The 20,961-nt window shown below is 66.3% G+C and carries 20 protein-coding genes; 13 read left to right on the forward strand and 7 right to left on the reverse strand.

From position 1 onward, the window contains the following. The first annotated feature begins 8 nt into the window (after window positions 1–8). From THIARS_RS03655 to THIARS_RS18535, 4 genes are all read left to right on the forward strand, one after another. Window positions 9–1,211 carry an IS4 family transposase gene (locus THIARS_RS03655; protein WP_094159105.1) on the forward strand — a complete coding sequence of 401 codons (1,203 nt, stop codon included), beginning with the start codon at window positions 9–11 and terminating at the stop codon, window positions 1,209–1,211. 309 nt (window positions 1,212–1,520) lie between these two features. Then, window positions 1,521–1,826, forward strand: coding sequence for an H-NS histone family protein (locus tag THIARS_RS03660; protein ID WP_094159517.1), 306 nt, complete (start codon window positions 1,521–1,523; stop codon window positions 1,824–1,826). Window positions 1,827–2,417: 591 nt separating this feature from the next. Further along, window positions 2,418–3,209: a metallophosphoesterase gene (locus tag THIARS_RS03665; protein WP_094159518.1), complete on the forward strand. Its 792-nt coding sequence runs from the start codon at window positions 2,418–2,420 to the stop codon at window positions 3,207–3,209. 146 nt (window positions 3,210–3,355) lie between these two features. Continuing rightward, a complete protein-coding gene (locus THIARS_RS18535) occupies window positions 3,356–3,508 on the forward strand; it encodes a hypothetical protein (protein WP_186436559.1) in 153 nt (50 codons plus the stop codon). 125 nt (window positions 3,509–3,633) lie between these two features. Here THIARS_RS18535 and prfA read toward each other — a convergent pair whose 3' ends face one another. Both prfA and hemA read right to left on the reverse strand, forming a co-directional pair. Beyond that, window positions 3,634–4,713 carry a peptide chain release factor 1 gene (gene prfA / locus THIARS_RS03670; protein ID WP_094159519.1) on the reverse strand — a complete coding sequence of 360 codons (1,080 nt, stop codon included), beginning with the start codon at window positions 4,711–4,713 and terminating at the stop codon, window positions 3,634–3,636. Between the two features lie 78 nt (window positions 4,714–4,791). Beyond that, window positions 4,792–6,096: a glutamyl-tRNA reductase gene (hemA, locus tag THIARS_RS03675; RefSeq protein WP_094159520.1), complete on the reverse strand. Its 1,305-nt coding sequence runs from the start codon at window positions 6,094–6,096 to the stop codon at window positions 4,792–4,794. Between the two features lie 171 nt (window positions 6,097–6,267). Here hemA and THIARS_RS03680 point away from each other — a divergent pair, with 171 nt between their 5' ends. After that, complete coding sequence (locus tag THIARS_RS03680; protein ID WP_094159521.1) at window positions 6,268–6,540, forward strand: hypothetical protein; 273 nt, start codon at window positions 6,268–6,270, stop codon at window positions 6,538–6,540. A 7-nt stretch (window positions 6,541–6,547) separates the two neighbouring features. Here the strand turns inward: THIARS_RS03680 and rarD are convergent, their stop codons facing one another. Further along, window positions 6,548–7,429 (reverse strand): EamA family transporter RarD, encoded by an 882-nt coding sequence (gene rarD / locus THIARS_RS03685; protein ID WP_094159522.1) that lies wholly within the window; start codon window positions 7,427–7,429, stop codon window positions 6,548–6,550. Between the two features lie 157 nt (window positions 7,430–7,586). On the opposite strand from rarD, the gene THIARS_RS03690 reads away from it, so the two are divergent. Beyond that, entirely contained in the window at window positions 7,587–8,288 is a 702-nt protein-coding gene (locus THIARS_RS03690; RefSeq protein WP_094159523.1) for a fumarylacetoacetate hydrolase family protein, read from the forward strand. Window positions 8,289–8,307: 19 nt separating this feature from the next. On the opposite strand, the gene ychF is transcribed toward THIARS_RS03690, so the two are convergent. Continuing rightward, window positions 8,308–9,399 carry a redox-regulated ATPase YchF gene (ychF, locus tag THIARS_RS03695; protein ID WP_094159524.1) on the reverse strand — a complete coding sequence of 364 codons (1,092 nt, stop codon included), beginning with the start codon at window positions 9,397–9,399 and terminating at the stop codon, window positions 8,308–8,310. 137 nt (window positions 9,400–9,536) lie between these two features. Between ychF and THIARS_RS03700 the strand changes: the two genes are divergently transcribed. From THIARS_RS03700 to THIARS_RS03710, 3 genes are all read left to right on the forward strand, one after another. Next, the gene (locus THIARS_RS03700; protein ID WP_094159525.1) at window positions 9,537–10,121 is read left to right on the forward strand and encodes a LemA family protein; all 585 of its coding nucleotides are present in this window, start codon (window positions 9,537–9,539) and stop codon (window positions 10,119–10,121) included. Window positions 10,122–10,136: 15 nt separating this feature from the next. Continuing rightward, window positions 10,137–11,024: an E3 ubiquitin ligase family protein gene (locus THIARS_RS03705; protein WP_245845478.1), complete on the forward strand. Its 888-nt coding sequence runs from the start codon at window positions 10,137–10,139 to the stop codon at window positions 11,022–11,024. 67 nt (window positions 11,025–11,091) lie between these two features. After that, entirely contained in the window at window positions 11,092–11,679 is a 588-nt protein-coding gene (locus THIARS_RS03710; protein ID WP_094159526.1) for a 3'-5' exonuclease, read from the forward strand. Window positions 11,680–11,715: 36 nt separating this feature from the next. Here the strand turns inward: THIARS_RS03710 and THIARS_RS03715 are convergent, their stop codons facing one another. Continuing rightward, on the reverse strand, window positions 11,716–13,038 hold the full coding sequence (locus THIARS_RS03715) for a solute carrier family 23 protein (RefSeq protein WP_094159527.1): 1,323 nt from the start codon (window positions 13,036–13,038) through the stop codon (window positions 11,716–11,718). A gap of 249 nt (window positions 13,039–13,287) precedes the next feature. Between THIARS_RS03715 and THIARS_RS03720 the strand changes: the two genes are divergently transcribed. The 4 genes from THIARS_RS03720 to THIARS_RS03735 all read left to right on the forward strand — a co-directional run bounded on the left by THIARS_RS03720 (window position 13,288) and on the right by THIARS_RS03735 (window position 17,362). Then, window positions 13,288–14,331: a hypothetical protein gene (locus THIARS_RS03720; protein WP_141202330.1), complete on the forward strand. Its 1,044-nt coding sequence runs from the start codon at window positions 13,288–13,290 to the stop codon at window positions 14,329–14,331. A gap of 29 nt (window positions 14,332–14,360) precedes the next feature. Then, on the forward strand, window positions 14,361–14,678 hold the full coding sequence (locus THIARS_RS03725) for a transcriptional regulator (protein WP_222423026.1): 318 nt from the start codon (window positions 14,361–14,363) through the stop codon (window positions 14,676–14,678). A gap of 47 nt (window positions 14,679–14,725) precedes the next feature. Beyond that, window positions 14,726–15,136, forward strand: coding sequence for a hypothetical protein (locus THIARS_RS03730; RefSeq protein WP_094159530.1), 411 nt, complete (start codon window positions 14,726–14,728; stop codon window positions 15,134–15,136). A gap of 408 nt (window positions 15,137–15,544) precedes the next feature. Continuing rightward, window positions 15,545–17,362: a serine hydrolase domain-containing protein gene (locus THIARS_RS03735; protein WP_186436560.1), complete on the forward strand. Its 1,818-nt coding sequence runs from the start codon at window positions 15,545–15,547 to the stop codon at window positions 17,360–17,362. A gap of 756 nt (window positions 17,363–18,118) precedes the next feature. Here THIARS_RS03735 and THIARS_RS03740 read toward each other — a convergent pair. Together THIARS_RS03740 and THIARS_RS03745 are read right to left on the reverse strand one after the other, a co-directional pair. Next, the gene (locus THIARS_RS03740) at window positions 18,119–19,528 is read right to left on the reverse strand and encodes a purine-cytosine permease family protein (protein ID WP_094159532.1); all 1,410 of its coding nucleotides are present in this window, start codon (window positions 19,526–19,528) and stop codon (window positions 18,119–18,121) included. A gap of 105 nt (window positions 19,529–19,633) precedes the next feature. Beyond that, window positions 19,634–20,938, reverse strand: coding sequence for an amidohydrolase family protein (locus THIARS_RS03745; RefSeq protein ID WP_094159533.1), 1,305 nt, complete (start codon window positions 20,936–20,938; stop codon window positions 19,634–19,636). Window positions 20,939–20,961 lie beyond the last annotated feature (23 nt).

Consider the following 20,961-nt stretch of genomic DNA (forward strand, 5'->3'; position numbering starts at 1 on the left):
GATGAGGCATGGCCAGGACACGCAAGGCGTTACCGGCCCAGGTTGACGTGGCACACCTGATCAGCGCGGGGGTTTTGGCCAGCGTTTGTCCGCGGGCGCTGATCGAGGAGGTGCTAAGCGAGACAGGCCGAGCAAGCCAGCGCGAGCGTCTTCTTCCAGCGCCGGCGGTGGTGTACTACGTGATGGCGTTGGCGCTGTGGCGGGAGGCGCCGCTGGAGGAGGTTCTGCGCGTCGTTTGCGAGGGCCTGCAATGGCTCGGCGATAGCCGGGCTGGTGCAGTCCAGGCCAGCAAGTCGGCGATTTCGCAGGCGCGCACGCGGCTCGGTGCCGAGGTCATGCATCAACTGGCTGATCGGGTGTTGCGGCCGCTTGCAGCGCCCGGGGCACCTGGAGCTTGGTATCGCGGGCTGCGCGTGATGGCTTTGGATGGCAGCGGCATGGACGTGGCGGACGAGGCGGCCAACGCCTCTTACTTCGGCTACCCGAGTGCCACACGCGGACAGAGCGCCTTTCCACAGGCCCGGCTGCTGGGCTTGGTCGAGTGCGGCACCCACGCCGTTGTGGCCGCCGACATCGGCCCCTACAGCCAGAGCGAACGCGTCATGGCGAGCCGACTGCTGCCCCAGAAGTTGACAGCAAACATGCTCGTGCTTGCCGACCGCGGCTTCTACGGATTCAAGCTCTGGCAGATCGCGTGCGCCACCGGTGCCAAACTGGCATGGCGAGTGCCGTCTACGAGCAAACTGCCGATTGAAAAAGCGCTGCCGGACGGCTCCTATCTCAGTACGGTGTTCGACAGCGACGATCGCAGGAGCGAGCGCGTCGGGCAAACGATTCGGATCGTCGAGTACCTGTTGACCAACTCCGCCACGCCAACACAGGACAGCTACCGATTGGTCACCAACATCCTGGATCCCGAGGATGCTCCGGCGCTCGAGCTGGCGGCGCTCTACCACGAACGCTGGGAAGTCGAGAGCGTCTTCGCCGAATTCAAGACGCACCTGCGAGCCAACAGCACCGTCCTGCGAAGCAAGACACCGGAACTGGTGAGGCAGGAACTTTGGGGACTGCTTCTGGCGCACTTCGCGATTCGCCAAATCATGGCGCAAGCCGCCTGGCCACGCGGACTCGATCCGGATCGCTTGAGCTTCACCCACGCAGTGCGAGTGATCAAGCGAAAAATGCCGCAGGCCGCGGCCATTCCCCCCTGAGCGACTGCCTTGCTGGCGCGACGCCTTGTTCGAGGAAATCGCCCGCGGTCGCTGCGTGAGCAGCCGAGGTCGGACCAACCCGCGCGGCGTCAAACGCAAAATGAGCAACTACAACCTCCGACATCGCGGAGAGGTACTCCATCAACACCATCAGCCAACACCAATCCTACGTATCTGAACAGTATTGGATCTAAGGTGGGAGCCGGTCGCTGCGGCGTGGCAAGTGGCCAGGCCGTTGACAGCGCCCCGGTTGTGTCAAAGATCTCCGGCCCTAAATGGATTATTCAACATTGACGCAAGGAAAAAACAATGACCTCGTATAAAGAACTGTCGGCGAAAATCGCCGCATTGATGCAACAGGCAGAAGCCCAGCGCAAGGCTGAAATCGCCGGTGTTGTTCAGCAGATTCGCGCCCAGATGCTTGAATACAACCTGACGGTCGACGATCTGGGCATGGGCTCGGGCCGCAAGTCGGCCGCGAAGGGCTCCACCGTGGCGCCCAAATATCGCCACCCCGTTTCGGGCGCGACCTGGTCGGGCCGCGGCAAGATGCCCAAGTGGCTGGCCGCGGAAGTCGCCGCGGGCAAGGACAAGGGCGTGTTCATCATCGCCTGAGCGAGGCGTTCGCCGCCCCGATTCTTGCGCCGTGTGGTCGCGCATCGCGCATGGCGCCAAGGCCATCGAGCGCAGCCCAAGCATCAGGCCGCCGTTGCGAATTTTCAACACGCCACGGCGCGATGTTGGCCACACGCATTGCGTGGCGCGTGAAATATTCCCGCTTTTGGCGATTTTCCGCAGTCGTGCCGTCCGTTCGCCTGAACAGCGGCACGAAGCGCGACTACGCTTTCGCTAACGACTCGTATGCAAGGCTGCACATGCGCAAGCAACGCGTCCTTGAAGAACGAATACCAAGAACGTGCACCGTTTTTGCCGCCAGGGCAACCTGGAATGGTGGAGACGGAAGTACGAAGTGGTTTTAGGCGCGGTGGAAACACCGCGCTTTTTTTTTGCGCGCCGCCGGCGGCGCGAGGCCGCGCCCGCCGCGCAAAGCAAGCGCCCGGCCTGGCGAAGGAAGGAACCCATACAAAACTCACCGCATCCCCATGCGGTGAGAAGCACAGAGTGGCCCGTGCATAGGGCTGGTTTATTGCGCTCCTTGCGGCGCAATGCTTCGACCCCATTTCCGCGCCAGCCTATGCTCGCGCCATGCGCATCCAGCTTGCCTCCGACCTCCACCTGGAGTTTCTCGCCCAGTTGTTTCCCGGCGAAACCACGCTTGCGCCCGCGCCCGGCGCCGACGTGCTCGTGCTAGCTGGCGACATCGGCAACGGCCGGCTGGCCACCACGCTGTTCGCCAACTGGCCGGTGCCCGTGGTCTACGTCGCCGGCAACCACGAGTTCTACGGCCGCGACTGGATGGCCACGCGCCACGCCCTGCGCGACGCCGCCCGGGGCACCGCCGTGCATGTCCTCGACAACAGCGCCGTGGTGCTCGGCGGCGTGCGCTTCCTTGGCAGCACGCTGTGGACCGACTACCGCTACCCCTGCGCACTCGGCCAGCGCGAGCTGATGGACCTCGCCGGCATCAGCCTCAACGACCACCGCCGCATCCTTGTCGACGACGGCCTGTTCACCCCCGAGATGGCCTTGCAGGAACACCTGCGTTCGCGTGCCTGGCTGCAGGAGCAACTCGCGCTGCCGCATGCCGGCAAGACCGTGGTCGTCACCCACCACGGTCCCAGCCTGCTGTCCGTCCACCCCCGCTACAGCGCAAACCCGATCAACGCCGCTTTCGTCAGCGACCTCGGCGAGCTCGTGCGCGGCGTCCCCCTCTGGCTGCACGGCCATGTGCACGACAGCTTCGACTACGGCCTCAACGGCTGCCGCGTCGTCGCCAACCCGCGCGGCTACCCGCGCAACCGGGGCGAAGTGCCCAGCATGGGCGCCCTCGTGTTCGAGAACCCCGCCTACCAGCCCGCCTGCGTCATCACCGTCTGACGTTCCTCGGCACCCCGGGCTGCACGGGGTCGCCACCTCCGCGCCGCCAGGCCGATGCCCCCAGGCTTCGTGGTGCAATGCAGCAACGAGGCGAAGGACGTAGCATTAGGGTATTCCCTAGGTGGAAGAACCCGAGATCCAAAACCATGAACATCCTGAGAAGCCTTTTCAACTATCTGTTCGGCAGCAGCGACGACACCGCGCAAGACGTGATGCGCCTGGCCGTGCGCGCCACCAGCCTGTACGAACTCGAGCACATGCTGCAAGACTGGGAGCGCCGCTCCGTGCGCGCGCTGTAAACGCACCATCAACACTCCCCTGGGCACCGCGAGGTGCCCATTTTTTTGTTCGCGTGCGGGGGCCGCATAGGGCTCGAAGCCCCCATCTTGCCGGGCCAATCCGAACGCAGTCGTTTGATCCTCGCTTACCCCTCCCCCAACGCGGTCAACAACTCCGCCTGATGCTCGGCATGCAGGGCGTCGAGGAGTTCGTCGAGGTCGCCGGCGAGGATGGCGTCGATTTTGTACAGGGTGAGGTTGATGCGGTGGTCGGTGACGCGGCCCTGCGGCACGTTGTAGGTGCGGATGCGGTCGGAGCGGTCGCCGCTGCCGACCAGGCTCTTGCGCTGCGCAGCTTCGCGGGCGTGGGCTTCGTCGCGCTGGCGCTGTTCCAGGCGGGCGGCGAGCACCGAGAGTGCCTGGGCCTTGTTGCGGTGCTGGGAGCGGTCGTCCTGGCATTCCACCACCAGGCCGGTGGGCAGGTGGGTGACGCGCACGGCGGAGTCGGTCTTGTTGATGTGCTGGCCGCCGGCGCCGGAGGCGCGGAAGGTGTCGATGCGCAGCTCGGCCGGGTTGATGGCGATGGCGGCTTGTTCGTCCGGCTCGGGCATCACCGCCACGGTGGCGGCGCTGGTGTGGATGCGCCCTTGCGATTCGGTGGCGGGCACGCGCTGCACGCGGTGGCCGCCGGACTCGAACTTGAGCCGGCCGTACACGCCGTCGCCGCTCACGCGCAGCACGGCTTCCTTCACGCCGCCGAGGTCGCTGTCGGTGTGGCTCACCACCTCGGTGCGCCAGCCGCGCCGCTCGGCGTAGCGGGTGTACATGCGCAGCAGGTCGGCGGCGAACAGGGCGGATTCCTCGCCGCCGGTGCCGGCGCGCACTTCGACGAAGGCGGGCTTGCGGTCGTCCGGGTCGCGCGGCAGCAGGGCGCGTTGCAGCTCGGCCTCCAGCGTGGCGATGCGCTGCTGCGTGGCCTCCACCTCGTCCTGCGCCAGGGTGCGCATGTCGGGGTCGGCCAGCAGGGCGCGGGCCTCGGCCAGCTCGCGCTCGGCCTGCAGCAGTTGGGCGTAGAGCGCGGTGAGCGGGGCGAGTTCGGCGCGCTCGCTGCCCAGGGCGCGCAGACGCGCGGGGTCGGCGCCGGTTTCGGGCGTGCCGAGCAGGGCGTCGATCTCGTCCATGCGGCGCAGCATGGCGTCGAGCTTGTCACGCAGGGAGGGTTTCATCGGCGTGGGAATGGCTGGCGTGCGGGCGCGCGGCGCGCCGCCCGGGCGCGGCGGCCCCGGCGCGCGCCGCGAGGCCAGCTAGTTGTTGTTGGAGTCGCCGCAGCCGCGGTGCGGCGTGAGGAACAGGCGCTGCACCGCGCGCGCCACCTGCTCCCGGTGGTCGGGGTCGGTGTGGTGCATGGCGGCGTAGGCGTTGTGCATGAACTTCTGCGACAGATTGCGCGCCAGCATGTCCATCACCGCCTCGGGCGACTCGCCGCGCGCCAGCATGCGGCGCGCGCGCTCCAGCTCGGCGTTCTGCCACTGGCGGCTTTGTTCCTGCAACTGCAGGATGAGGGGGACTTGCTCGCGGCTGTCCATCCACTGCAGGAAGCCCTGCACGCGGGACTCGATGATGGACTCGGCCTGCTCCACGGCGGCCTGGCGCTTCTCGCTGTTGGTGCGCACGAGTTCGGTGAGATCGTCCACCGAATAGAGGTAGACGTCGGCCAGCTCGCCGACTTCGGCCTCGATGTCGCGCGGCACGGCGAGGTCCACCATGACCACGGGCTTGTGCCGGCGCTGCTTGACCATGCGCTCGGCGGCGCCCAGGCCGATGATGGGCAGGGTGCTGGCGGTGGAGGTGATGACCACGTCGAACTCGGCCAGGCGCTGCGGCACGTCGGCCAGGCGCATGGCCTCGCCGCCGAACTGCTGTGCCAGGCGCGCGCCGCGCTCCAGCGTGCGGTTGGCGATGGCCATGTGGCGCGGCTTGCGCGCGGCGAAGTGGGTGGCGACGAGCTCGATCATGTCGCCGGCGCCGATGAACAGCACGCGGCAGTCGGCCAGGTTCTCGAACACGGTCTCGGCCAGCTTCACGCTGGCGGCGGCCATGCTCACGGAGTGGGCGCCGATTTCGGTGGTGCTGCGCACTTCCTTGGCCACGGCGAAGGTGCGCTGGAACATCTGACCCAGCGTGCTGCCCAGGGTGCCGGTGTCGGCGGCGGCGCGCACGGCGTCTTTCATCTGGCCGAGGATCTGCGGCTCGCCCAGCACCATGGAATCCAGCCCGCTGGCGACGCGGAAGGCGTGGCGCACGGTGTCGTCCTGCACCAGGCGGTAGCTGTGACTGGACAGCTCGCCCTCGCTCAGCGCGCGCGACTGCGCCAGCCAGTGCACCAGCGCCTCGCGCGGGTCGGCCGAGGTGGCGCAATAGATTTCGGTGCGGTTGCAGGTGGAGAGGATGGCCGCCTCGACCGGACCGTCGCCGCTGGGGCGGTGCGACAGCAGGCTGTCGCGCAGCGTGCGCAGGGCTTCCTTCAGGCTGTCGGCTGAAAAAGCCAGACGCTCGCGCACATCGAGTGGCGCGGTCTGATGGTTGACTCCGACGGCGGCTAATAACATGGTGAGTTGGCTATTTTACGAACGCGCACCGTCTTCTGCGGCTGACACAGATCAATGCCCCAGCATATGTGGCGTCCAAACCCTGGTTCCAACACTGACCATGATCATTTTTTCGCCCTCCACGGACTCGACGCGGCCCGGCTGCGTCCATGCTGCCCGGATGCGTGGCCCATGCTGAGCCTCTTGCTCGCGTGGCTGGCGAACACCAGCGTCATGCCGCTGCTGGTGGGCGGCGCCATCGGCGCGGCGAGCAAGCGCGTGCTGCGGCCTTGCGTCGGGCGGCTGCGCCGCCAGGTGGCCTGGGCCGCGCTGGCGGCGTTGCTCGTCCACCTCGCCCTGGTGGGCAGCGGCTTGCTGCGCGATGGGGCCATGCTGGATTACGCGTCCGTCCTGGCCGCGGCGGTGGCCGCGAGCGTCCTGGCTTGCATGCGCGGCGCGCGCTGAACCCGCTTCAGGCCGCGGCGCGGCGCGTGCCCAGCTTGAACAGGCCTTCGGCCAGATAAAGGCCGATGCCGGCCCACACCAGGCCGAAACCAATCGCCCGGTTGGCGCCGAAAGGCTCGTGGTAGAGCCACACCCCGAGAATCAGCAACACCGTGGGGGTGAGGTATTGCAGGATGCCCAGCAGCGAGAACGGAATGCGCCGCGCGCCGGCGGCGAACAGCAGCAGCGGAATGGTGGTCACCGGCCCGGCGGCCACCAGCAGCCAGCGCATGTCCCAGCCGCTGGCGGCGAACACATTGTGACCCTGCGCGCTTTCCCAGCCCAGATAGGCCAGCGCCAGCGGAAACAGCACCGCGGTTTCCACCGCCAGTCCCTCGAGCGAGCCCAGCGGCGCGGTCTTGCGCAGCAGGCTGTAGCCGGCGAAGCTGAACGCCAGCACCAGCGCGATCCAGGGCACGTGGCCCACCTCGGTGGTCATCCAGACCACGCCGAGGGCCGCCACGCCCACCGCCGCCCATTGCGCGGGACGCAGGCGTTCGTGCAGCAGCACCGTGCCCAGCGCCACGTTCATCAGCGGGTTGATGTAATAGCCCAGGCTGGCCTCGACCACGTGGCCGTGGTTCACCGACCAGATGTAGGTGAACCAGTTCGTCGCCAGCAGCAGGGCGCTGCCGGCGAAGCGGGCCAGCACGGCGGGCTGCTCGCGCAGCAGCTTCATCCAGCTCCAGCGCCGCAGCACGATGAGAATGCCCAGCACCAGCAGCAGCGACCACACCATGCGGTGCGCCAGGATCTGCATCGCGGGCACCGCGTGCAGCAGCTTGAAATACAGCGGAAAAAGGCCCCACAGGGTGTAGGCGCCCAGGGCGTAGACGACGCCTGGATTCATGATGACGGGTTCGGTGAAAGCGAGCCGGACATGCTACGCGGCCCAGCCGTTTCCTGCTGGCGCTTGCCCTGGGTCATGGCGCCCAATGGCGGGTTTGCCTAAGCTTGCGCCTTTGCCGCCGCCCGCCCTGTTGCGGGAACCCATCAGGAGATGCGCCATGTCCACACAGTCCGCCGAACCCTATGTATTTGCGCCCGAGGTGCCCAGCCTGGCGATCGAGGGTGGCGGGCGATTCCCGGTGCGCCGGGTGTATTGCGTGGGCCGCAACTACGCCGAGCATGCGCGCGAGATGGGCCACGATCCCGCGCGCGAGCCGCCCTTTTTCTTCATGAAGCCGGCGGACAGCCTGCTGCCCGCCGGCAGTGTGTTCCCCTACCCGCCGGGGTCGTCCGACGTGCAGCACGAGATCGAGCTGGTGGCCGCCATCGGCCGCGGCGGCGCCGACATTCCGGTGGAGATGGCGCTGGAACATGTGTACGGCTACGCGGTGGGCCTGGACATGACGCGGCGCGACCTGCAGGCGCAGGCCAAGAAGCTGGGCCGGCCCTGGGAGGTGGGCAAGGCGTTCGACCACGCCGCGCCCTGCTCCGCCCTGGTGCCGGCGAGCCGCATCGGCCACCCGGCGACCGGCAAGATCTGGCTGGACGTGAACGCCGAGACGCGGCAGCAGGCCGACATCTCGGCGATGATCTGGAATCTCCCTGAGGTGATTGCGCATCTGTCGCGTCTGTTCCGCCTGGAGCGCGGCGACCTGATCTTCACCGGCACCCCGGCCGGGGTGGGCGCGGTGCAACGTGGCGACCGCCTGGAGGGTGGTGTCGAAGGGGTGGGCACCCTGGCGCTGACCGTGGGCGGCTGAGACGCCGCCAGCCAGGGGCTCAGACGTTGAACAGGAAGTTCAGTACGTCGCCGTCTTTCACCACATAGTCCTTGCCCTCGGCGCGCATCTTGCCCGCGTCCTTGGCGCCCTGCTCGCCGCCGTACTGGATGAAGTCGTCGAAGGCGATGGTCTGGGCGCGGATGAAGCCGCGCTCGAAGTCGGTGTGGATGACGCCGGCGGCCTGCGGCGCGGTGGCGCCGATGGGAATGGTCCAGGCGCGCACTTCCTTCACCCCGGCGGTGAAGTAGGTCTGCAGGCCCAGCAGCTTGTAGCCGGCGCGGATGAGCCGGTGCAGGCCGGGTTCGTCCTGGCCCAGCTCGGCGAGGAACTCCTGCTTCTCCTCGGCCGACATGCCGGCCAGCTCGCTTTCCAGCTTGGCGCAGATGGCGACCACGGGCGCGTTCTCCTTCGCCGCGTACTCGCGCAGGCGGTCGAGGTGGGGATTGTGCTCGAAGCCGTCTTCCATCACGTTGCCGACGAACATGGCCGGCTTGGCGGTGATCAGGCACAGCGGCTTGACCAGCGCCATCTCGTCGTCCGTCAGGCCCATCGCGCGCACCGGGATGGCCTCGTTCAGCGCCTTCTCGCAACGCTGCAGCACCTCGACGGCCTTGAGCGCCTCCTTGTCGCCGGCGCGGCCCTGCTTGTTCAGGCGGTGGATGGACTTCTCCACGGTGCCGAGGTCGGCCAGGCACAGCTCGGTCTGGATGACGCCGATGTCGGCCAGCGGGTCGACATGACCTGCGACGTGGATCACGTTCTCGTCCTCGAAGCAGCGCACGACGTTGACGATGGCGTCGGTTTCGCGGATGTGGGCGAGGAACTGGTTGCCCAGGCCTTCGCCCTGGCTGGCGCCGGCCACCAGCCCGGCGATGTCGACGAACTCCACCACGGCCGGCAGCACGCGCTGCGGCTTGACGATGGCGGCGAGCTGCTGCAAACGCGGATCAGGCACCTCGACCACGCCCACATTGGGCTCGATGGTGCAGAAGGGATAGTTCTCGGCGGGGATGGCGCTTTGGGTCAGCGCGTTGAAGAGCGTGGACTTGCCCACGTTGGGCAGTCCCACGATGCCGCATTTGAGGCTCATGGCAGGTGGTGTGGGGGCAAAGCGCGCATTGTAGGAGGCCACCCGCGGCGGGCACGGCGCACCGTGCCGAGACGCGGCCCGGTCTTGTTAGGATTGGTTACGTCTGCGCATTTGCGCGCGCTCTGCCGGATTCCGCCATGTTCCTCGCTGTCCTGATCGCCCTGCTCGTTGCCTTGCTGTTCTACGGGGTGATGATCTACAACAACCTCGTCGGGCTCAAGCACGCCGTGGCGCAGGCCTGGTCGAACATCGACGTGCTGCTCAAGCAGCGCCACGACGAGCTGCCCAAGCTGGTGGAGGTGTGCCGCCAGTCCATGCATTTCGAGCAGGAAACCCTCGCGCGCGTGGTGCGCGCGCGCCAGCAGGTGCAGGACGCGCGGCAGGACCACAACGTGGGCGCGCTGGGCCGCGCCGAGGGCGAAATGCGCAGCGGCCTGGCGCGCTTGTTCGCGGTGGCCGAGGCCTATCCGGACCTCAAGACCAACGAGGCGTTCGCCCACCTGCAGGCGCGCATCAGCGGCCTGGAGGAAAGCATCGCCGACCGGCGCGAGTACTACAACGCCGCCGTCAACGCCAGCAACGTGCGCATCGAACAGTTCCCCGACGTGCTGGTGGCGCGGCTGTTCGGCTTCCTGCCGACCATCCTGTTCAAGGTGGTCGACGCCGAGAAGGCCGACGTTGACCTCAAGGCCCTGTTCGGTCAGGCCGGCTCGGGCGCCTGAATTCGCGCTTTCGCGGTGACCGCCTTGGTGCGCTGGCTGCAGCACAACCCGGAAGGCATCGTCGTGCTGCTGGCCGTCGCGGCTGTCGGCGGGGTGCAGTTCTTCCGCCTGCAGCGGCGTCGGCGGCTGATGGAAGACATGCCCACCGCGCGCATCCGTTCGGCGGCGCAGGGCTATGTGGAACTCATCGGCCAGGCGCTGCCGCCCGACGTGCCGCTGCGCGCGCCGCTCACCGGATCGCTCTGCGCCTGGTACCGCTTCCGCGTCGAACGGTGCAAGGGCGAGGGCGGCAATTCGGGCTGGGAGGTCGAGCAGCAGGGCGTGAGCGACGCCCAGTTCTGGCTCGACGACGGCAGCGGGCGCTGCATCGTCGACCCCGAAGGCGCCGAGGTGCGCGCACGCGACAAACGCACCTGGGTCGGGGCCGCGCCGCAGTTCGTGCCCGAGTCGCCTGGCGCGGCGCTGTGGTCCGGCGACGCCGAGCACCGCTACACCGAGGAACTGATTTTGCCGGGCGACAGGCTCTACGCCCTCGGCCAGTTCGAGAGCCTGGACCCGCTGCAGGCCTCGCCGCAGGACGACCTGCGCGAACGTGTCATCGCCTTGAAGACCGACCCGCGCCAGCGCGCCGCCTTCGACACCAACCGCGACGGCGAGCTCGACGCCGCCGAGTTCGCGCAGTTGCGCGCCGACGCCAAGGCGCAGGTGGAGCAGGCGCGCCGCGAGCAGGCCGCGCGGCCGCAGACCCATGTGCTGCGCAAGCCAACGGGGCGGCGCATTTTCCTGCTCTCCACCCTGCCGCCCGACGGCCTGAGCGGCACCCTGCGCCGGCAGGCCTGGGCCTGGCTGGCCGCGGGCCTGGTTGCGCTGGGCTTGCTTGCCGCGGTGGTGTCGGGGCGCTGAGATCCTGTCGCGGCGGCTGTGGGCCGCGCAAGGCGGCGGGTGCGGGCCTCTGCCGCACAATCCCCCCATGCTGCCCTGCTACGTCCTGCTCGATCTGGAAACCACCGGGAGCAATCCCCTGCACGACCGCATCACCGAGGTGGCGGCGGTGCGCTTCGAGGGCGGGCGCGAAGTGGCGCGCTGGAGCCGGCTGGTTCAACCGGGGCAGCCTATTCCCGCCTTCATTCGGCGGCTCACCGGCATCACCGACGCGATGGTGGCCGGCGCGCCGTCCTTCGCTGCCGTGCTGCCCGAATTGCTCGGCCTGCTGGACGGCGCCGTGCTGGTGGCGCACAACGCGCGCTTCGACCACAGTTTCCTGAAGAACGCCGCCGCGCGCGAGGGTGTGGACCTTCGGGTGAAGACGCTGTGCACCGTGCGGCTGTCGCGCCGGCTCTATCCCTCGGCCCCGGGCCATGGGCTCGACGCCATCATGCGCCGCCATGGCCTGCAGACCCTGGCGCGGCACCGCGCGATGGGCGACGTGGACGTGCTGCGCGCGTGGCTCGACGCCGTTCGGAGCGAACTCGGCGTGGCACGCCTGGAAGCCGCAGCGGGGGAATTGCTACGCAGCAGCGCCAGCCTGCCCCGGCCGGGCGTGACGCTGGCGGACTGACGACCGGCGGACCGCCGTCCGCATGTCGGGCCGCGCTTACTGCACGGCGTCGAGCACCTTGCCCGGGTCGCGCGCCGCATGGCCGCCCTTGGGCCCGAGCAGGGCGTACAGCAGGATGGCGCCGAAGGTGGCGGTGCCGATGCCGCCGAGGGCGAAGTCGCCGAACCGGAGGGTGAAGTCGGCGGTGCCCAGCATCAGCGTGATGGCGACGATGATGAGGTTGCGGCTGTCGGAGAAGTCCACCTTGTTGTCCACCCAGATGCGCGCGCCCGACACGGCGATGAGGCCGAAGATGACGATGGCCACGCCGCGCAGCACGGGCAGGGGAATGAGGTGGATGAGCGCGCCGAACTTGGGGCTGAAGCCGAGCACGATGGCGATGACCGCCGCGGTGGCGAAGATGAGCGTGGAGTAGATCTTGGTCGCGGCCATGACGCCGATGTTCTCGGCGTAGGTGGTCACCCCGGTGCCGCCGGACGCGCCGGACACGATGGTGGCCAGCCCGTCGCCCAGGAAGGCGCGGCCCATGTAGCGGTCGAGGTTCTGCCCGGTCATCGCGGTGACGGCCTTGATGTGGCCGAGGTTCTCGGCCACCAGAATCACCACCACCGGCACGATGAGCCCGATGGCGCGGGGCTCGAACACCGGCGCGGTGAACTGCGGCATGCCGAACCACGCGGCATTGGCCACGCCGGCGAAGTCCATCGCCGGGCCGAGGCCGAAGCCGTTGGCCAGCACCGCGTACACCACGCTGGCGATGAGCAGGCCCACCAGGATGAGCAGGCGCTGCACCATGCCGCGCGTGTACACCGCGACCAGGCTGACGCTGACGAAGGTGACCACGGCCATCCAGTCGTCGAAGCTGGTGGCGCCGTGCGACTTGATGGCGATGGGCGCCAGGTTCAGGCCGATGACGGCGACCACCGAGCCGGTGACCACGGGCGGCATCAGGCGCTCGATCCAGCGCACGCCGACGCCCATGACCACCAGCCCGATGAGCGCGTACACCACGCCGCAGGCGACGATGCCGCCCAGCGCCACGCCGATGTTGGCGTTGGCGCCCGAGCCGGCGTAGCCGGTGGCGGCGATGACCACGCCGATGAACGAGAACGAGGAGCCCAGATAGCTGGGCACCCGTCCGCCGACGACGAGGAAAAAGATCAGCGTGCCCACGCCGCTCATCAGGATGGCGATGTTGGGCGAGAAGCCCATGAGCAGCGGCGCGAACACCGTGGAGCCGAACATGGCCACCACGTGTTGCAGGCCCATGGCCAGGGTCTGCGGCGCGGGCATGCGCTCGTCGGGCGCGATGACGCCGTGGGTCTTCAGGCGCCACTTGGGGAAATAGGGTTCAAGCATGATTGAGCTTTCCTGTGTTTTCAAGGCTGTTCGCTATGGCAAGGCGACCCTGCTGTGAACGATATGGGGATTTTCTTGGATTGACTCAGGCGTGGATAGGGGAGGTTTGACGAGGTCAACGCAAGCGGTAAGCCGCTGACCGACTCTGCTGCATGCTGAACGAATGAGGTGCATCTGATTGCGCAGTGCCGTCTTGACACTCTGATTTGCAGAGTTTAAGCTCTGCAAATCAGAGTTAAACGTGTCGCCATGCAAGAAGCTGAGATTCGACTTCAATCCATCCAGTCCATGCTCGTGGCCGGTCAGCGTAGCGTGCATCTGGAGCGTCACACCTTGTTGATCTGGGGCCTCACCGGGGGTTTGCTGTGCGCGATGACGGAGTCGGTGTTGACCTCGCAATGGATTCCAAGCAGCAAGTTACGGGCTCTGGCCGTCCTGATGTGGCTGTCCTTCTGGCTCGGCTCGGCAGCCCTGCTCGATCATGGTTTGACCCGACGCGCACGCCGGATCCGGGACGAAACCGTGCCCTTCGCCCAGGCTCAAATCACCCGTGCCTGGTGGTTGTTGCTCGGTTTGGGCGTCCTGGGTTCGGTTGCCTTCTTCTTCTACGGCGGCGGTCTCATGATCTATGCCATGTGGATCGTTCTGTTGGGCATGGGCACTTATCTCTTCGGCCTTTTTTCACGGTCGTTGATCGAGTGGATCGGCATCGCCACCATTCTTCTGGGTATCGCTGGACTGGTCTCAGGCCTGCCCCTGCCCACCACACGCTGGCTGGCCGCGTCCTGTTTTGCCATCGGCTTGCCACTCGCCGGAAAACTCGGACTGTCCACCGACGGCGGCGGGTTGGCCGTACGGGTGGCCGCCCTTGGCCTTTGGCTTGTCGCTGTCACGGTGCCTGCACTGCTGATCTCCGCCGCGCCGAGTCTGGCGTCGGCGCCTGCCGCGAGCCCCGTTCCCATCAGCGCCTTGCATCCCGGGCCGGGTGAGCAGACGGTCGTCCTGCCAGCAGGAACCTTGGTCGCCATTCGGCTGGATCTCGATAGCCCGCTGCTGTCCGCGAGTCCGTCCGCGTTCCTACCCATCACGGTCGATGAGCCAATCCTCCTCTCACTGCGGGACGGACAGCCGGATGGCCGCTACCGATTGCCAGGGCAACCCTGGCAAAGCCTCGGGGACGGGCAATTGCGCCTGAACATCGACCATATTCAGGTGAGGATCAGCGGCCAGTCCGCCGACTTGCTGGTGCATGCCGCATTCCACGCAACCAATCCCACACTGGGTCTTCCATGAGCGTACAACTCCCTCAATTCGATCCCCTGTTGCATCAGCCGCTGCGTACCCAGATCGCGGCCTTCCTGGCTGCGCGCGGAGAGGCGTCGTTCTCCGAACTGAAACAGGCAATCGGGGCGACCGACGGCAATCTTGACTCCCACATGGCCAAGTTCATCGATGTGGGCTATGTCAAGGCGCGCAAGGAACCAGCAGCCACGGGGCGGGCGCAAACCGTGTTTAGTCTGACGCCTGTGGGCCGCAAAGCGCTAACGGCCTACATCGCGCAACTGCATGCGTTGATGGTTCTGAGTGACGCACCAACTCCAGCCGCGCCCGCTGCACCCAGGCGGGCCAAGCCCGCATGAAACCTGTTTCTCCCTGTTGTCAACCCGAAACCAAACCGGACCTCATCATGAAGCTGACCTTCCACGCCTTTGCAATGACTGCCGCGGCAGCCACCTTGTCTCTGTCCGGTTGCGCCGGGCTGGTCCTGCCAAGCGCTGATTCAATGGCCAAGTTGCCGGTTGTTCGCTTTGGCGAGCAGGCTCCAGCCCACAAGGAATACGTGCTGTTCCTTCCTGCCAATACCCCTTTGCCCGTTGATGCGTCGGTCGAAGGCACCTTGCTGGAGAAAACCGCAAAAGCATCGATGACCGTGACCCTGAAGAAGGGCATCTACATCTACAAGCGCTGGGTCAGCTTCGACGACAAGACTTGGGTTGCGGGCCAGGATGCGGTCGCCGGCAAATTCTTGATCACCATCCCCGGCGAGAAGACCGGGGCGAATCCAGGCGTGATGAGCGCCGAGTTCAACCTCAAGTGATCCGCTGCGAGTGTTCTCGCACTGGCCTTGACCAACTGCCCCGACAGGCTCATGGCGTCTGTCTCTGGCGCACGGAAGCGGCAAGTCCGCTGCTGGTCATGCAGTCGGGGCGATTGCGGCCGACTTCCGGGCGCGCAAGCTCTTCGTACCGCGAATCCAGGGATATTTTCATCACGGTTGACCTTGCTGGCCACCCATGATGTGGCCTTCGTCCATCCCCATGGGGAGGCGGTGCTCGGCATGGCTCGCTACACAAGCCGCCACGGTTTTGCATTGGCACGTACGCTCCATGCGTGACGTACCGTCAGTGCCTAGACTGGAGGTCGAACGGCCAAATTCCTGAAACCCGCACTGATTTTTTCTTGCGGCCCAACATGCCGCGCAACGTCGAGCATGCACATACGGATCATGCAAAGAAAAATCTTCCTCAAGGCGCTGGGGCTTGTGCCCATGGCGTTGCCGCTGGCGGAGTTGGCCGGCTGTGTCAGCGCCCCAAAGCGCCCACAGAGTCCGGCACGCGGCGACCATGAGGCGGCACGCGCTTACATCACCGCGTTGATCCGCTATGAAATGGTCAAGCATCGGGTCGCAGGGCTCAGCATTGCCTTGGTGGATGATCAGCGCATCGTCTGGGCGCAAGGCTTTGGCTATGCGGATCTGAAGCGCAAGATTCCCGCATCGGAAACAACGCTTTATCGGGTGGGCTCGATCAGCAAGCTCTTTACCGCCATGGCGGCGATGCAACTCAGCGAAAGCGGAAAACTCGACATAGGCGCCCCCCTCTTGGCCTGCTTGCCAGGATTCGAGATGAAGACGCGTCAGCCGCATGTCAGACCTATCACGCCTCGCCAGCTGATGACCCATCACGCGGGGCTGCCGCGAGATCGCCTGAAAGGTTTCATGCACCCACATCCCCAGCCCTTTGCGGATCTCGTGAAGGACCTCAGGCATGAGCATGTGGCTTACCCGCCAGACGAGATTTTTGCCTACTCCAACCTGGGGATTTCATTGCTCGGTGCGGCAATTCAGAACATTGCGGGTGCGCCTTTTGCAGACCACATGCGTCGCGAAATGCTGAACCCCTTGGAGATGCGCGATTCAGCGTTTGAAACGGGATATTCAAACGCGGCTTCGATGGCCAAGGGTTATCTTGGATGCAAGGCTATCGTGGAGTATCCCTTGCGTGATGTCCCCGCTGGAGGGCTCAACTCCAATGTCGTGGATATGAGCCGCTTCATATCGATGGTTTTTGCAGGGGGCGCGTCCGGCGGCGGCTGTGTGTTGCAGGCTCAGACCATGGCCGAGATGCTGCGTCCGCAAAATGAGCACGTTCCGCTGGATCTCGATTTCCGCATCGGCCTGGGTTGGTTTCTCGGCTCCACCCATCCCGCTCTTCGGCACGTGGGGCAGGTCGCGGGACATGGTGGTGCCACACGCTTGCACCGAAGCCAGTTGTACGTCCTGCCCGAGCACAAACTCGGGGTCGTCGTTTTGGCCAATACCAGTACGGCAACGCCTGTCGTGGACCGGGTTGCCGCCGAAGCGCTGGCCCTGGCGCTCGAGGTGAAGACGGGCATCCGTCCGCAGCAACTGGCCAAGCCCCCTATGGCTGAAACCCCAATTTCCGCGGATGACATGCGCACGTATGCGGGCAGCTACACCACCCTTGCTGGCCTCGTGACGATCACTTCAACAGGAAAGGGGTTGTGTGCGCACGTTGCAGGACGCAGGTTTGATGTGAAGCGCCGTGCTGACGGCACGTTCGCTCTTGCGTATTCGCTGCTTGGCATCATTCCGCTTCATCTCAAGCAACTTGCGGATGTCGGTTTTTCCCGGAAAACCCTGCAGGGGCGGGACATCCTGGTTGCGCATATTGGCGCGATACAACTGCTTGCCGGCCAAAGGCTAGGACCCACCGAGAACGATACGGGGTGGGAACGCTTACTCGGCGAATACGATGTCGCCAATCTTGATGGCGACTTCAGCATGTTTTCTGATGTTCGCGCTGTGGGTGAACACGGTTTTCTGCTGGTCGAAATGAAGTCGATGATGGGATCCAAACAGACGTACCGAGTGCCTCTGCTGCCGGTTTCTGAGCATGATGCGATTGCCCAGGCGAACCTCGCTGGCATGGGGGAAACGGTGCGGTGCGTGACGTTCGATGGAGTTCAAGGGCTTGCATTTTCCGGCTACTACTTCAAGCCCAAATCGTCGTCAACAACGTGAACCCTGGCCTCGAATGCGGCATGGTCGGTTGTTGTTGAGCGTCATTGGGTCGGCCGCCATCAACGCCTTCCTGATCTGGCAGTTTTTCCCCACCCTAACCAAGCCGCGACCACAAAGCGCGGAGCAGCTTTTTCACGTGCGCCTCGATACCGATCGGCGCTCACCGCCGGCCAAGGCCGCGTGCCGGATCGAGTCTTCGCCGGCGAAAATTACGGCGCCTGCGGGACAAGATCAAGCCGGTTCACCAAAAGCGCGAGAGACATCCAGCTTGTCGCGATCACGCCAGCCAGTTCGGTCTGCGGCGCCACTCGTGACATTACCCGATGCCCCAAAAAACCCCGTTGCCCAACGGGGCGCCACTCCCATACTTGAGACCGCACAGCCCGAGAGCGACGTGGCTTCTGCTGCTATTGCGTCTCCCCCTGTAGCTCCGTCGCCGGCTGGCTCCATACCCCTTTGGTCGAGCTCGAATCCAGTGCTCCAAAAGGCCGTAAGGGATGCATCGAGCAAGGTCGGAAACGGGCCAGAGTTCGCGGATCCGAATAAAAGCGAGCGCTTGAACGAAAGGTTGAGGTCGAACATTGAGAGGGCATGGAAACCAGATTGCGGCGATCCACGCCAAGGGGGCCTTCTTGCATTGCCAAAGCTCATCTATGACGTCGCAACGCATCAGTGCAGGTGAAAACGGGCAGCGTCGTGGGGATTTAGGGCTACCTGTTTGCGGATTGGTCTGTGCTTCGCAAGGCACGGCAAGCCTCAGCGTGCGCTGCCGCCCAGCTCGATACGCCGCAGCACGAGGTAGACGATGGCGGCGACCACCACGCCAAGTTCGAAGCCGATGTCCATGCCGTAGGGCGGGTTGAACAGTCCGGCGACGGGACCGACGAACATGGTCTGCGCCGCACCCAGGTAGACGCCGAACAGGCCGGCAGCCATGGCGATGGCGGCGGCCCAGCCCACGGGGAGCTTGCTGCGGGTGTTCCAGTCGTCCACGTTGTAGCGACCGCGCCGGAACACGGCGTGCTCGAGGATGAGGATGATGGCCCACGGCCCCAGCCAGTAGGCAACCAGCAGCAGGAAGTTCTCCAGCGTGGCGTTGAAGTGCGCGGCCGCGGGAATGGCAATGGCGATGTAAACAATGGCGCCGATGAGGGTCCACACCGCGCGGTTGATCTTCTGGAAGCCCTTGCCCAGAACCTGCATCGACAGGCCCAGGCTGTAGTCGTTGGGGATGTTGTTGGCAATGACCGACAGCGCCAGCAGCAGGAGCAGCATCTTGCCCGCGCCGCCCAGCGGTTGCAGCACCGCGGCGAGCAGCGCGCCGCCGCCGTCGGCGCTGGCCTTGCCGAAGGCCGTCACCGTGGTCAGGCCCAGGCCCAGGGTTTCCAGCAGCACGCAGGGCACGACTACGCCGAGGAAGGTGAGCCAGAACACGCGCGAGGGCGCCGTGTCCTCGGGCTGGTTCACGTTGTAGTCCGCGGCGTAGGAGCTCCAGCCGGTGGCGAAGCCGAAGATGGCGCCGCCGAAGGACACCAGCGCGGCCACGTGGGCCATGGTCCACACCGGGGTGGGCAGGGCGTGCATCTGGCCGCCGGCGGCGAACAGCACGATGAGGAAGATGGCCGCCATGGGCATCCAGGCGAAGCGCTCGTAGCGGTGCACGTAGCGGTAGCCGTAGATGCTGACCACGGTGGTGAGCGCCGCGATGATGAGAATGGCGGCCCAGGTGGGCACGGCGCCGCCGCTGATGGCGGTGATGATCTGCGCGCCGACGATGACGTTCACCGCCGACCAGCCGATGCACGCGGCGACGTTGAACAGCGCCATGACCTTGGCGCCGTTCCAGCCGAAGGAAAAGCGCGAGATGGTCATCTGCCGCAGGCCGAGTTTGGGGCCTAGCGTGGAGAAGAACGCCACCGGCAGCACGCCCAGGATGTTGAAGGCGACGATGACACCCAGGCTGTCCCAGAAGCCCAGGCCGAACACGGGGATGGCCAGGGCGCCGAGCGCCACGGTGGAGATAACCAGGTTGGCCGACAGCCACATGGTGAAGTTGTCGACAATGCGCACGTGGCTACGGTCGTGCGGCGGCACGCGTTCGATGCCACGGGTTTCGATGCCGGGATCGAGCGCGGGCATCGTGGGGTTTGCTGCGGGGCTGCTCATGGGTGTTGCTCCGTGTCAGGAAGTGGCCGGTCTTGGATGCCGGAGTTGAAGGATCGTATACAAAACCCGAGCAAAATCCATTCCCGATTCACCCTGCCCGACGCATCATTTCGGTGCTTGACCGGAGCTGCCTTGCGAGGGCCGCGTGAAGTCCACGGTCTGCGGCCGCCCGGGCAGCCGCAGCGTGGTGGTCGCGGGCGCGGCGCTGGCGATGACCTTGCCGGCGCGGATCACGGCCAGGCGGCTGGCCCGCAGGCGGATGGCCTCGACCGGGTCGGCCGCCTGCAGCAGCACGAGATCGGCGCGGCAGCCGGGCTCCAGGCCGTAGCCGTCCAAGCCGAGGATGCGCGCCGGGGTGGTGGTGACGGCTTCGAAGCATTGCCGCATCGCGTCCCGGCCGGTCATCTGCGCCACGTGCAGGCCCATGTGCGCGACTTCCAGCATGTCGCCCGAGCCCAGGCCGTACCAGGGGTCCATCACGCAGTCGTGGCCGAAGGCCACCGGCACGCCCGCGGCCAGCAGCTCGGGCACGCGGGTCATGCCGCGGCGCTTGGGGTAGGTGTCGTGCCGGCCCTGCAGGGTGATGTTGATCAGCGGGTTGGCGATGGCTGCCACGCCGGACTCGCGCAGCAGCGGCAGCAGCTTGCTGACGTAATAGTTTTCCATGCTGTGCATGGAGGTGAGATGCGAGCCGGTGACGCGCCCCTGCAGCCCCAGGCGCTGCGCCTGCGCGGCCAGGGTCTCGATGTGGCGCGACAGCGGGTCGTCGCTTTCGTCGCAGTGCATGTCCACCATCAGCCCGCGCTGGGCGGCGATGGCGCACAGCATGCGCACCGACTCGGCACCCTGCTCCGCGGTGCGCTCGAAGTGCGGGATGCCGCCGACCACGTCCACCCCGAGGTCGAGCGCGCGCTCGAGGTTGGCCAGCGCGCGCGGCGCCCGCAGCAGGCCGTCCTGCGGGAAGGCGACGAGCTGCAGGTCCAGGTAGGGCTTGACCCGCTCGCGCACGTGCAGCAGCGCCTCCACCGCCAGTAGGCGGTCGTCGCACACGTCCACGTGGGAGCGGATCGCCAGCAGGCCCTTGGCCACCGCCCAGTCGCAATACGCCAGCGCGCGCTCGACCAGGGCCTCCTGCGTCAGTTGCGGCTTGAGCTCGCCCCACAGCGCGATGCCCTCCAGCAGCGTGCCGCTCTGGTTCACGCGCGGCAGGCCGTGGCTGAGCGTGGAGTCCATGTGGAAATGCGCGTCGACGAAGGGCGGGGTGACGAGCTGGCCGGCGCAATCGATTTCGTGTCCGGCCTGCGCCGGCAGATGCGTTTGCAGCGCGGCGATGCGGCCATGCGCGATGCCGATGTCGATCCCGGCCCGACCGTCGGGCAAGGTGGCGTTGCGAAGAATGAGGTCCAGCATCGTGCGTTCCTTCGGGGTTGTTG

Source organism: Thiomonas delicata, from assembly GCF_900088825.1.
Classification (GTDB): domain Bacteria; phylum Pseudomonadota; class Gammaproteobacteria; order Burkholderiales; family Burkholderiaceae_C; genus Thiomonas_A; species Thiomonas_A delicata.